Raw genomic sequence first — 11478 nt, 5'->3', positions numbered from 1 at the left:
TGAACCTGAAGCCACAGCAGGCCGTGCATGCGGAACGGGGCAGTTCCTGACCTCAGACGATAATGGCCCATCGCTTCCGTCATTGCGCACGGCTCCTTTGGCGATAAGAAGGAGTGGTCCCTTATGCACATCAGCGTTTCTGGCAAGCAGCTTGACCTGTCCGATGCCCTGAAATACCGCGTGACCGATCATCTGGACCGCATTTCGGAAAAATATTTCGGACAGGCGATGGAGGCGCGCGTCACCTTTGGACGCGCACGTTCCTTTTTTACCTGTGACATCAACCTCCATGCCTCACGCGGGCTGACCCTGCGTGGCGAGGGCGAGGCCGCGGATGCCCATGGCGCGTTCGACGATGCCGCCGAACATATCGCCAAGCGGCTGCGCCGCTATCACCGCAAGGCCACCAACCACGGCCATCTGCGCGGCGCCCGCGCCGTCCCGACAGAAACCGGCCGCAGCTATGTCCTGCGGCCCGGAAGCGACATGCCGGAACGCGACACCGCGTCGTCCCCGTCACAGGCGGCCACCGCCGACGGGATGGACGAGGATACGGACCCAGCCATACCGGAGGCCGGTCCCTATGCCACCGTCATCGCCGAACGTCCGGCGGATATCGCGACGCTGAGCGTGAGCGAGGCCGTCATGCGGCTTGACCTTGCGAATACGGCGCTGATGATGTTCCGCAACAGCTGCAATGACGAAATCAACGTCATCTATCGCCGCGACGACGGCAATATCGGATGGCTTGACCCGTCGCCACGCCCCTGAAAACAACATATGCCCAATAAAAAACCGCCCCGTCGATGAACGGGGCGGTCCTCAGGCAGGGCAGGACGGCTTCGCGCGCGGTCCTGTCCGGTCAGACCCCGGTTCAGTGGACCAGGGCTGGCACCATTTCATGTTCCAGCACGGCGGTGATCGCCATGTCACGGTCCGGTGTCAGGGCCATGGGCGTGCCATCGGCGGCGTGGATGGCGAACGCCTCCTCCCCATCGACCACGACTTCCTTGATATAGGCGACATATTCCATTCCCAGCGCACGCATCTGGCTGTCGCTCAGCGTGCGCACATCCATCGGCAGGCTGTTGCCCGGCTCGCATGGCACAATCCGCCCGTTACGGAGTGTTGTCCTCAATTGCATGCCCTCCAGCAGCCGGGAGATCCGTCCACAGGGACGTCTCCCGCATTCATATGATAACATGGGTGGGCGGCATTCCCCCTATTCGTCATCAATGACCCTGACGACATGCTGCTTGCGCATGCCGGGAACATCGACGACCGGGGCCGCGCGATCGCGGATCGACGGTCCTTTCGTAATCTCGATCTTGCGCACGCGCACTTCGGGCTGGGGCCGGTGCAGTTCTATGTGCAGCAGGCCGTTATCCATCCATGCGCCGCCAATCTCGATCCCTTCGGCCATGACAAAGGCTTTCTGGAACTGCCGCGCGGCGATACCGCGATGCAGGAACACCCGTCCCTGTCCGTCGTCGTTCTGGCGCCCCCGGATCACAAGCTGGTTGTCCTCCTGCGTGATATGCAGGTCTTCCATCATGAACCCTGCCACCGCCAGCGTGATGCGCAGTGTCGTGGGGCTGACCTGTTCTATGTTGTATGGCGGATATCCGTCGGACGCATTCTTTGACGCGCGTTCCAGCATCTGTTCCAGATGATCAAAACCAAGAAACATGGGGGATCCGAACACTCTTCCCGACACTCAGGCCTCCTCAATTCTCGAGCGAGACGACAATGAAAGACGGACCCATCATGGCATCCGCCCCCTTTGACGATATGGGACATTGGCCGCGATACGCAAGGGAACCCCCGCCCGCCCGCATGACGCAGCGTTCGCCAGGGCCGGGAAAATGGCATGCGGAAGGTAAAAAACACGTATCCCGGCGCACGGAACCTCTGGCATCCGGGGCGCAGGATCGCTAAATCGCGAACATGATTGATCAAGACGTCATTTCCACGGCCACCCCGATGCCGATCCTTGTCGCCCCGCAGGCGATCCTGCGCCAGAAAACGCGCCTTGTCCGTCCCGAGGATGTCGCCGGACTGCGTGAAACCATCCCGCGCATGTTCGCGGCGATGTACAAGGCCCCCGGAATCGGGCTGGCCGCGCCGCAGGTGGGTCTTGGCCTGCGTTTCGCCATCGTCGATGTCGCCGACAAGGACGAGGCCCGCAACCCGATGGTGCTGATCAATCCCGACGTCATTGCGGAAACGGAAACCATGTCGGTGCGGGAGGAAGGCTGCCTGTCGCTTCCCAACCAGTATGCCGAGGTCGTGCGCCCCGAAAGCGTCCGGGTGCGTTACCAGGACCTTGAGGGCAAGCGTCACGAGATCGAGGTCGATGGCCTGCTGGCGACCTGCATCCAGCATGAAATCGACCATCTGGAGGGGATTCTCTTCGTCGATCACCTCTCCGCGCTCAAGCGCAACATGATCATGCGCCGGCTGGCCAAGGAACAGCGCCAGAAACACTGATCCGCAGCCACGCCTGTCCCTGCAGTCCATGAAAGCCCGCAGGGACAGGTGGGCACGCCGCCCCCCTCCCCATGCCATCGCGCGCCCGCAGGCTGTTTTTCGCGCCCGGCGCGCCCCATTCCCGACGGACCGACATCATGCGCCTTGCCTTCATGGGAACGCCCGACTTTTCCGTACCGGCCCTTCATGCCCTGCATGAAGCGGGGCATGAAATCGCCGTCGCCTATACCCAGCCCCCACGTCCCGCCGGACGGGGCAAGGCCCTGCGTCCCTCCCCCGTGCAGGTCGCGGCGCAGGAACTGGGGATCGAGGTCCGCACCCCGCTTTCCCTGCGTCGCAACACGGCGGAACATGAATATTTCACGGGCCTGAAACTCGATGCCGCCGTGGTCGCCGCCTATGGGCTGATCCTGCCTTCGGCCATGCTCGATGCCCCGGCGCATGGCTGCCTGAACATCCATGCCAGCCTGCTGCCGCGCTGGCGCGGCGCGGCACCGATCCAGGCCGCGATACTGGCGGGCGACAGCGAAAGCGGCGTGACCATCATGCAGATGGACGCGGGACTGGATACGGGCGCGATGCTGACGCGCGATCGCGTCGCCATCACGCCCCGCACCACGGCATCAAGCCTGCATGACGACCTTGCCGCCATGGGCGCGCGCCTGATTGTCGAAACCCTGCGCGACATCCCGCCCCCCCGCCCACAGCCAGAAGAGGGCGTGACCTATGCCGCGCGCCTGACGCGCGAGGACGGGCGCCTGGACTGGAACCGACCGGCCGACGCACTCGACCGGCAGGTGCGCGCCATGACTCCATGGCCCGGCACGTTCACCATGCTTGGCGGACAGACGATCAAGGTCGGGGCGGTCGCGGTGGAAAAAGCCACAGGCAGCAGCGGCACCGTGGCTGGCGCCACGCTGGATGACCGGCTGCTGGTGGCATGCGGGGATGGCACGGCGCTGCGCATCACCCGCCTGCAGCGTCCCGGTCGCGGGATGATGGAGGCCGAAGCCTTCCTGCGGGGACAGCCCGTGCCGGCCGGAACCCGATTCGACGTGGCCGGGGCATGATCGGCGGTCTGCCCCCCGGCGTGGTGCCCCCACACGCCGAAGCCCCGAAAAACATACGTCGCTGGGCCGTCAGGATCGAATATGACGGGCGCGGCTTTGTCGGCTGGCAACGTCAGGCGACGGGTCTGGTCTCGGTCCAGAGCGTGCTGGAGGCCGCGGCGACACGCCTGACGGGTGGCCGCCCCGTCAGCAGCATCACCGCCGGACGCACCGATTCGGGCGTGCATGCGACCGGACAGGTCGCCCATCTTGATTTCCCCGATGACATCCCGCTCAGCAGTTCGGCCGTCCGCGATGCGCTGAATTACCATATGAAGCCACATCTGGTGGCGATCCTGATCGCGCGGCCCGTCCTGCCGACATGGAGCGCGCGATTTTCCGCCATCCGCCGGTCCTATCGCTACCGCATCCTGAACCGCCCCGCGCGCCCGACGCTCGACGAAGGACGCGTGTGGCATGTCCGCCAGCCGCTGGATGTCGAACTGATGCAGAAGGCCGCACAATGCCTGCTGGGACGCCACGACTTCACCACCTTCCGTGCCTCCGCCTGTCAGGCCAGAAGTCCCGTCCGCACGCTCGACCGGCTGGATATCCATCGGGAAGGCGATGAAATCGTGCTTGTCACCGAAGCCCGCGCCTTCCTGCACCATCAGGTGCGCAACATGACCGGGACGCTGAAGATGGTCGGGGAAGGCAGCTGGTCCGTCGAACGGGTGGCACAGGCACTGGCGGCATGTGACCGCCGCGCCGGTGGCCCCACCGCCCCGTCGGAAGGGCTTTACCTGACGGGCGTCGGGTATAACGAGGACCCGTTCGTCAAATAGGGGCAGCTTGATCCGGCCCGCCTTCGGGAAGGCCAGAAAAATCAGGAAATTTCAGGAAAGGCCGCCTTTTTGAAAAAAGGCGGCCCCGGAAACGTCTGTCATTTTTACCGGGGGGCAGTTTTCAGATGCTCCCCCCTGCCCGGCATGACAGGACGCGGGGGATCAATGTTTCGCCGCAGGTCCCGATCCCGGCAGGGACATGAAGTCGTGCCATGGCACGTAATGCGGTGGCAGGAGGGCGGTGATTTCCGCCATGAGCGCAAGACTGGCCAGCACCGCGCCAACCAGTATCAGCGCACGTCCCGGCCGCAGCCCCAGCCCGATGCGCGCGATGAACCACGTCATCCACAGGCTGTAGGCAAAGCCGACCAAGTTGACGATCAGGCCGCCATAAAACGTCTCGAGCAGGGCAGGCGATCCCAGCGCCATCAGCAGCGCCACGCCCAGCATGACGAACGGCGAAAGCCAGTCCGTCCACCAGGCCGCCGTGATATAGCGGTACCACAATGCCGCGCGCTCCCACCGTTTCGCCAGCGCATAGGTCACCGCCGCGGGCAGCAGGATCATGCACAGCGAAAACAGCAGGCGTGTCACGCTGGTGGTATCGGGCGCATGCAGGCAGGTCAGGAGTCCCCCCACCAGCCACAGCGCGATACGCGGCGCCAGCGCCGTCAGGACCGCATCGCGCGTGTTGCCGAAAAAGGCGATCCCTTCGGCCCGTCCCCGTCCCAGCAGCAGCATCCCGCGAATGATATTGCCGAACCCGGCGGGCGAGGATCGGGGCGTCATGCCGTTATCCGCCATCAGCCCATCAGCCTTTCCAGAAATGAGTCATAAATCCGCGTCAGCTGCGCCAGATCCGCAACCGCCACATGTTCGTCAACCTTGTGCATGCTGGCCCCCACCAGACCGAATTCCGCAACCGGGCAATAACGGCTGATGAAACGGGCGTCGGATGTGCCGCCCCCCGTATCCAGCCGTGGTTCGTGGCCCGTCACGTCGGCAACCGCCTGACGCAGCGCCTCCACCCCCGCCGTGGGCTGCGTCAGGAAGGATTCGCCACTGATATTGACGGTGACTTCCGCCCCCGGGGCATGCCGGGCGCATACGGTGCGTATCCACCCCGCCAGGTCTGCGCCCGAATGCAGGTCGTTGAAACGGATGTTCAGCCGCGCACGGGCCGTGGCGGGGATGACGTTCGTCGCCATGTTCCCCACGTCGATGCTGGTGACCTGAAGGCTGGAGGGTTCGAACCAGTCGCTGCCCGCATCCAGCGGACTGGCGGTCAGTTCATGCAGGATCGCCAGCAGGCGATGCACCGGATTGTCGGCCCGATGGGGATAGGCCACATGTCCCTGCACCCCGTTGACCGAAATCGTGGCATTCAGGCTGCCGCGCCGCCCGATCTTTATGACCTCGCCCATCGCCTGGGGATTCGTCGGCTCCCCCACCACGCAGAAATCGGGGATCTGCGCGTGTTCGTCCATCCATTGCAGCACGCGCACCGTGCCGTTCGTCGCCGGGCCTTCCTCATCACCTGTGATCAGCAGGCTGATCGATCCCCGGGGCGTGCCCTGATGACGCGCGAGATAGGAACGGACCGCCGCGACAAAGGCGGCGATCCCCCCCTTCATGTCACACGCCCCGCGTCCGTACAGAATCCCCTCATGCACCTGCGCGGCGAAGGGATCGCTGCTCCACGCGCCCTCGCCCACCGGCACGACATCGGTATGGCCGGCGAAACAGACATGCGGATGCGTCGTACCCAGACGCGCGAACAGGTTCGGGGTCCGGGCGCTTCCTTCCCCGAACGGCAGGGACGTAACCGTAAACCCCATTCCCCGCAGCACGTCCGCCAGCACGTCGATCGCACAGCCATCATCGGGCGTGACCGAAGGACAGCGGATCAGGTCCCGCGCCAGTGCTACGGCCCCCCCGGCATCATCCTGCCCCCCGAGGGTTGCGTCGCCGTGGGGTGCGTCAGTCATGTCCCCGCGCCTCAGCCGCGCAGCAGGTCGTTGATGGAGGTCTTGGAACGCGTGCGCTCGTCCACGCGCTTGACAATCACGGCGCAATCCAGCGACGGCAGCGGCCGTCCCTCGGCCGAGGTCGCCTGACGCGGCGGCAGCGTGCCGGGCACCACGACGGAATAGGCGGGCACGCGGCCCATGAACACCTCGCCGGTCGCGCGGTCCACGATCTTGGTCGAGGCGCCAAGGAAGACGCCCATCGACAGCACGCTGCCGCGTTCGACCACGACGCCTTCGGCCACCTCGGAACGCGCGCCGATGAAACAGCCATCCTCGATAATGACGGGCGCGGCCTGCAACGGCTCAAGCACGCCGCCGATGCCGACGCCGCCACTGATATGGCAGTTCTTGCCGATCTGCGCACAGCTGCCGATCGTGACCCACGTATCGACCATCGTGCCGCTGTCGACATACGCGCCCGCGTTGACGAAGCTCGGCATCAGGACCACGCCCGGCGCGATATGGGCGGAACGGCGCACGATGGCGCCCGGCACCGCGCGGAAGCCCGCCTGCGTGAACGCGGCCTCGTCCCAGCCGGCGAATTTCAGGGGCACCTTGTCAAAGGCCGGCGCGCCCGCGCCGCCGCCCGCGACGATGCGATTGTCATTGAGGCGGAAGGACAGCAGGACCGCCTTTTTCAGCCATTCATTGACCACCCATCCATCCGCGCCCGGCATCGCCACGCGCAGGCGACCGGCATCAAGTTCGGACAGTGCGGCATCAACCGGCGCGCGCTCGGCCGCGCCGGACGCGGGGGACAGCGTATCGCGCCGTTCCCACAGGGCCTCGATCTGGCTCTGGAGGGTTGTATCAGTCATGAATTCCAAATCCTGTTGCGGATCACGCCATCGCCCCGGCATCGGGGACGACGACAGCACGAAAGGGGGACGATCGCGGACCATGCGGGGGATGCTCGCCCATGTCAACGCATCCCTCAATGCATTCCCGATCCCCGCCCGTTCGGGCGGGACGCCTCATTCCCCGCGGATCAGCGTGCCCAGCCCGGCCTCGGTAAACAGTTCCAGCAGACAGGCATGCGGCACGCGGCCATCCAGGATGACGGCGGCCCTGGCGCCCGCCTTCACCGCCGCAAGGCAGGTTTCCACCTTCGGGATCATGCCGCCCGAAATCATGCCGCTTGCGATGCCGCGACGCGCGTCTTCCGCCGTCAGTTCGGGGATGAGGTTGCCGTTTTCATCCAGCACCCCCGGCACGTCCGTCAGCATCAGCAGGCGGCTGGCATTGACCGCGCCCGCGATCGCGCCGGCCGCCGTATCGGCGTTGATGTTATAGGTTTCCCCATGTTCGCCACTGCCCACCGGGGCGATGACCGGGATCAGGCCCGATCCCGACAGGGCGTAGATCACGCGCGCGTCGATGCGCGTGGGTTCCCCGACAAACCCCAGGTCCAGAAGGCGATCGGTCTCCACCCCGTTTTCACGGGCGCGACGCTCCAGCCGCCGGGCGGAAATCAGGCCGCCATCCATGCCCGAAATCCCGACCGCCAGCGCGCCGGCACGGTTGATCAGGCCCGCGACCTGCTTGTTCACCTTGCCCGCCAGCACCATCTCGATCACGTCGATCATGGCGGCATCGGTCACGCGCAGCCCGTCGATGAAGGTCGATTCGATCTGCAGGCGCCGCAGCATCGCGCTGATCTGCGGGCCGCCGCCATGCACGACGACCGGGTTGATCCCCACCTGCTTGAGCAGGGCGATGTCATGGCCGAAGGCATCCGACAGCGAGGCATCCACCATCGCGCTGCCGCCATATTTCACGACAAGCGTATCGCCCGCATAACGTCGCAGGTACGGCAACGCCCGCGCCAGAACATCCGCCTGTTCACCGGCATCCTGACTGCCTGGTCCTGTTAACGTCATCCGATCGTGCCTCAATCCATCAAACACAATATGGCCGTGCCCATCGCCACGGCCCGCCCCTTCATGCCCGCGCGGGGGGCGGATTTGCAAGCCGGGCAAGTTCCGCGCGAAGCTCCACGATCCCCTCGCCATTCGCGCTGCTGGTCGCAAGGACGATGGGATAGGCGGCGGCATGCCTGCCTGCGATCTCGCGCGCCTCACGCAGTTTTGCCGCAAGCGCCGGCGGCTTGGGGACATCACATTTTGTCAGCACAATCTGGAACGTCACCGCCGCGCGGTCGAGCATCTGCATGATCTGACGGTCATTCTCCTTGACCTCCACCCGCGAATCCAGAAGCAGCACGACCCGCTTGAGGGTGGGGCGACCGCGCAGGAACGAAAACATCATCCCCTGCCAGTCCTCCTTGACCGCCTTTGCCGCCCTGGCGAAGCCATAGCCCGGCATGTCCACCAGCGTCAGGCGATTCGCAAGCTCGAAGAAATTGAGCTGCTTGGTCCGTCCCGGCTCCGAAGAGGCCCGGGCTAGGGTGCGGCGGCCCGTCAGGGCGTTGACAAGGCTGGATTTCCCCACATTCGAACGTCCCGCGAACGCGACCTCCGGCAGATGCGGATCAGGCAGCTGGCCCAGCTTCTGCGCGCCAAAGACGAAGTTGCATTCGCCCGCGAACAGGAGGCGCCCTGCCTCCCGGTCGCGTTCGATTTCCTCCGTCGTGGGAGTATGGGGTGTGAAATCGACCATCGCCGCCTGTCTTACTTGTTCTTCTTCGGGTTCTTTTTCGTCGGCGGGATCACGACGGGGGCCTTGGTCTCCGCATTGACGCGACGCTGGATCAGGCTCTGCTGCGCCATCGTCAGCAGGTTGTTCCAGCAATAATAGATCACCAGCCCCGAAGGCTGCCGCGCCATGAAGAAGGTGAACAGGATCGGCATCAGCTGGAACATCTTCTGCTGGGCCGGATCCGCTGCCGGGGCGGGATTGATCTTCTGCTGCGCGAACATGGTCAGGCCAAAGGCGATCGGCCACAGCCCAAGCTGGAAGAAGGTCGAGATATGGGTGGGATCCCACGGGATCAGCCCGAACAGGGTGAATATGTTCGTCGGATCCGCCGCCGACAGGTCATGGATCCAGCCAAAGAACGGCGCGTGACGCATTTCGATCGTCACATACAGCACCTTGTACAGGCACCAGAAGACCGGAATCTGCAGCAGCATCGGCAGGCAGCCGCTGGCGGGATTGACGCCCTCCTGCTTGTACAGCGCGATCATCTGCTGGTTCAGCGCCATCTGATCGTCCTTGTAGCGTTCACGCAGCGCTTTGATCTTGGGCTGAAGCTGGCGCATCTTGCCCATGGAGCGGAACTGCTTGGTCGCAAGCGGGAAGAACAGCCCCTTGACCACAAGGGTAAAGGCCATGAGCGCCAGGCCGAAATTGCCCAGCAGCGTGTTCAGCCAGTCCAGCACCGTAAAGATCGGGTGCGTCAGGAACGCGAACCACCCGAAATCCACCGCCTTCCAGAAGGAGGGGATATGCAGGCTGGATTCATACTTCTCCAGCAGCGGCACTTCCTTCGCGCCGGCGAAGACATGGCTTTCGGTCACGCCCTCCCCGCCCGCGGCGATCACTTCGGGCACGCGCGCGGTAAAGCCGACCTGATACACGCCATCATGACCGGGAACCGGCACGTAGCCATAGCTGCCCGTTACCTGCGAATCCTGCTGCGGGATCACGGCCGTCAGCCAGTACTTGTCGGTAATGCCTGCCCATCCGCCCGTACCCGGCTTGTTCCATGACAGGTTGGCAGGCGGCACCGCGCCATTGCGCAGGGATTTGTACGAACTTTCGTCAAGGCGTCCGTCAATGACGGAAATCGGCCCCTCATGCACCAGATAGCCGCCGGTTTCCGTGGGCGTGTAACCGCGATCGACACGCGAATACGGATAAAGCGACACGGCTTCCCCGGACTGGTTGCGCACCTTCTGCGTAACGGAGAACATGTAGTTCTGGTCGATCGCGACCACGATCTGGAACGTCTGTCCCTGCCCGTTATCCCATGACAGGGTGACCGGGTGGTCCTGCGTCAGGGTGGGCTGGTCCGCCGTCCATACCGTACTGGCGTCAGGCACGGCCACCTTGCCACCCGCCACGTTGAGCCAGCCGACCTCCACCAGATTGGACTGCGGATCATGCTGGGGATCAAGGATACGGACCAGCGGACTTCCGGGCTGGACCGTCTCGTGATAGTTCTTGAGCACGAGATCGTCGAGCCGCGCGCCACGCAGGTCAAGCGATCCGCTGACACGTCCCGCATCGATCTGCAGCCGTGGGTCATCCCTGGTTTCGGTCGCGGGCTGCGCCTCCCCCCCCGCCGCAGGGATGGGCGAAGCCGCGGCAGGCGTATCCGGCCCGGCGCTGGCCGCAGTCTGCGTGGCCGTCTTGTGATCCGGATGCGGCATGAAATATTCAAAACCGACCAGAACCACGGTAGACATCACCGTTGCCACCATAAAACGCTTGATATCCATCAGCGACCAGCCAGACTCTCGTTATTCAGGGTTATGGATGCAGCGGCAGGAGCGATCGCCACGGCGCGTTGCGGGCACCGGATCATATCCCCCCGCATTCCAGGGATTGCAGCGCAGGATGCGCCATGCCGACATGACCCCGCCATGCCACGCGCCATGACGCGCCAGCGCATCGCGGGCATAATGACTGCATGAGGGAGTAAAACGGCAGTTCGCGCCGATCACCGGCCGTATGACCAGTTGATAGGCACGGATCATGCCTCGCAGCACGGCAACGACCGGACCATGGGAAGGAGTGTTCACGCGTCCCCCACGACCCCGGCCCTGTTCAATGCCTTGCGATAATCAGCCAGCAGCGACGCGAACTTACGATCGATTGTGGCGCTGCGGCCAATAACCACAAGATCAACGCCCGTCAGCGGCATTTCCCGCCCGACCTGGCGGACCACTTCGCGCAGGCGCCTGCGCACGCGGTTGCGAACCACCGAATTGCCAACCTTTTTCGTCACGGTGAACCCATGACGCGCCGCGTCATCGTCACCGCGCCGCAACGCCTGCAAAACCATTCCGGACACCGGGGCCTTGCGCCCCTTTGACGCGACCTTCAGGAATTCCGCACGTTTCTTGAGACGTATTGACTGGTCGGCCACGTTCAGCAGCC

The 11478-nt window shown here is 64.5% G+C and carries 14 protein-coding genes; 4 read left to right on the top strand and 10 right to left on the bottom strand.

The window, feature by feature from the left end:
• Window positions 1-123: 123 nt before the first annotated feature.
• Window positions 124-771 (top strand): ribosome hibernation-promoting factor, HPF/YfiA family, encoded by a 648-nt coding sequence (gene hpf, locus CFR71_RS03290; RefSeq protein ID WP_110526931.1) that lies wholly within the window; start codon window positions 124-126, stop codon window positions 769-771.
• Between the two features lie 103 nt (window positions 772-874).
• Here hpf and CFR71_RS03285 read toward each other — a convergent pair whose 3' ends face one another.
• Window positions 875-1144 carry a DUF1150 family protein gene (locus CFR71_RS03285; protein ID WP_110527554.1) on the bottom strand — a complete coding sequence of 90 codons (270 nt, stop codon included), beginning with the start codon at window positions 1142-1144 and terminating at the stop codon, window positions 875-877.
• Between the two features lie 78 nt (window positions 1145-1222).
• Entirely contained in the window at window positions 1223-1690 is a 468-nt protein-coding gene (locus tag CFR71_RS03280) for an Hsp20 family protein (RefSeq protein WP_206057848.1), read from the bottom strand.
• A gap of 257 nt (window positions 1691-1947) precedes the next feature.
• Here CFR71_RS03280 and def point away from each other — a divergent pair, with 257 nt between their 5' ends.
• The 3 genes from def to truA all read left to right on the top strand — a co-directional run bounded on the left by def (window position 1948) and on the right by truA (window position 4384).
• Window positions 1948-2490, top strand: coding sequence for a peptide deformylase (gene def, locus CFR71_RS03275; protein WP_110526927.1), 543 nt, complete (start codon window positions 1948-1950; stop codon window positions 2488-2490).
• A 137-nt stretch (window positions 2491-2627) separates the two neighbouring features.
• The gene (fmt, locus tag CFR71_RS03270) at window positions 2628-3560 is read left to right on the top strand and encodes a methionyl-tRNA formyltransferase (protein WP_110527551.1); all 933 of its coding nucleotides are present in this window, start codon (window positions 2628-2630) and stop codon (window positions 3558-3560) included.
• The gene (gene truA, locus CFR71_RS03265) at window positions 3557-4384 is read left to right on the top strand and encodes a tRNA pseudouridine(38-40) synthase TruA (RefSeq protein ID WP_110526925.1); all 828 of its coding nucleotides are present in this window, start codon (window positions 3557-3559) and stop codon (window positions 4382-4384) included. Before fmt ends, truA begins: the two co-directional genes overlap by 4 nt.
• A gap of 162 nt (window positions 4385-4546) precedes the next feature.
• On the opposite strand, the gene CFR71_RS03260 is transcribed toward truA, so the two are convergent.
• From CFR71_RS03260 to rnpA, 8 genes are all read right to left on the bottom strand, one after another.
• Window positions 4547-5173, bottom strand: a complete 627-nt coding sequence (locus tag CFR71_RS03260; RefSeq protein WP_165832027.1) for a hypothetical protein — start codon at window positions 5171-5173, stop codon at window positions 4547-4549.
• A 14-nt stretch (window positions 5174-5187) separates the two neighbouring features.
• Window positions 5188-6372 carry a succinyl-diaminopimelate desuccinylase gene (gene dapE, locus CFR71_RS03255; protein WP_110526923.1) on the bottom strand — a complete coding sequence of 395 codons (1185 nt, stop codon included), beginning with the start codon at window positions 6370-6372 and terminating at the stop codon, window positions 5188-5190.
• An 11-nt stretch (window positions 6373-6383) separates the two neighbouring features.
• The gene (gene dapD / locus CFR71_RS03250; protein WP_110527544.1) at window positions 6384-7232 is read right to left on the bottom strand and encodes a 2,3,4,5-tetrahydropyridine-2,6-dicarboxylate N-succinyltransferase; all 849 of its coding nucleotides are present in this window, start codon (window positions 7230-7232) and stop codon (window positions 6384-6386) included.
• A 156-nt stretch (window positions 7233-7388) separates the two neighbouring features.
• The gene (argB, locus tag CFR71_RS03245; protein ID WP_110526922.1) at window positions 7389-8294 is read right to left on the bottom strand and encodes an acetylglutamate kinase; all 906 of its coding nucleotides are present in this window, start codon (window positions 8292-8294) and stop codon (window positions 7389-7391) included.
• Between the two features lie 61 nt (window positions 8295-8355).
• Window positions 8356-9033, bottom strand: a complete 678-nt coding sequence (gene yihA, locus CFR71_RS03240; protein ID WP_110526920.1) for a ribosome biogenesis GTP-binding protein YihA/YsxC — start codon at window positions 9031-9033, stop codon at window positions 8356-8358.
• 11 nt (window positions 9034-9044) lie between these two features.
• Window positions 9045-10817 (bottom strand): membrane protein insertase YidC, encoded by a 1773-nt coding sequence (yidC, locus tag CFR71_RS03235; protein WP_110526918.1) that lies wholly within the window; start codon window positions 10815-10817, stop codon window positions 9045-9047.
• Between the two features lie 21 nt (window positions 10818-10838).
• On the bottom strand, window positions 10839-11075 hold the full coding sequence (gene yidD, locus CFR71_RS03230) for a membrane protein insertion efficiency factor YidD (RefSeq protein WP_207781323.1): 237 nt from the start codon (window positions 11073-11075) through the stop codon (window positions 10839-10841).
• A 41-nt stretch (window positions 11076-11116) separates the two neighbouring features.
• Entirely contained in the window at window positions 11117-11467 is a 351-nt protein-coding gene (rnpA, locus tag CFR71_RS03225) for a ribonuclease P protein component (protein WP_110526916.1), read from the bottom strand.
• Window positions 11468-11478: the final 11 nt, after the last annotated feature.

Origin of the sequence: Novacetimonas pomaceti (genome assembly GCF_003207955.1) — a bacterium.
GTDB lineage: Bacteria > Pseudomonadota > Alphaproteobacteria > Acetobacterales > Acetobacteraceae > Novacetimonas > Novacetimonas pomaceti.
This window is presented reverse-complemented; position numbering and strand designations above follow the sequence as displayed.

Coding starts and splice junctions, on each gene's coding strand:
- hpf (WP_110526931.1), top strand. CDS start 124: ATGCACATCAGCGTTTCTGGCAAGCAGCTTGACCTGTCCGATGCCCTG.
- truA (WP_110526925.1), top strand. CDS start 3,557: ATGATCGGCGGTCTGCCCCCCGGCGTGGTGCCCCCACACGCCGAAGCC.
- fmt (WP_110527551.1), top strand. CDS start 2,628: ATGCGCCTTGCCTTCATGGGAACGCCCGACTTTTCCGTACCGGCCCTT.
- yihA (WP_110526920.1), bottom strand. CDS start 9,033: ATGGTCGATTTCACACCCCATACTCCCACGACGGAGGAAATCGAACGC.
- dapD (WP_110527544.1), bottom strand. CDS start 7,232: ATGACTGATACAACCCTCCAGAGCCAGATCGAGGCCCTGTGGGAACGG.
- dapE (WP_110526923.1), bottom strand. CDS start 6,372: ATGACTGACGCACCCCACGGCGACGCAACCCTCGGGGGGCAGGATGAT.
- CFR71_RS03280 (WP_206057848.1), bottom strand. CDS start 1,690: ATGTTTCTTGGTTTTGATCATCTGGAACAGATGCTGGAACGCGCGTCA.
- CFR71_RS03260 (WP_165832027.1), bottom strand. CDS start 5,173: ATGACGCCCCGATCCTCGCCCGCCGGGTTCGGCAATATCATTCGCGGG.
- argB (WP_110526922.1), bottom strand. CDS start 8,294: ATGACGTTAACAGGACCAGGCAGTCAGGATGCCGGTGAACAGGCGGAT.
- def (WP_110526927.1), top strand. CDS start 1,948: ATGATTGATCAAGACGTCATTTCCACGGCCACCCCGATGCCGATCCTT.
- yidD (WP_207781323.1), bottom strand. CDS start 11,075: ATGATCCGTGCCTATCAACTGGTCATACGGCCGGTGATCGGCGCGAAC.
- yidC (WP_110526918.1), bottom strand. CDS start 10,817: ATGGATATCAAGCGTTTTATGGTGGCAACGGTGATGTCTACCGTGGTT.
- CFR71_RS03285 (WP_110527554.1), bottom strand. CDS start 1,144: ATGCAATTGAGGACAACACTCCGTAACGGGCGGATTGTGCCATGCGAG.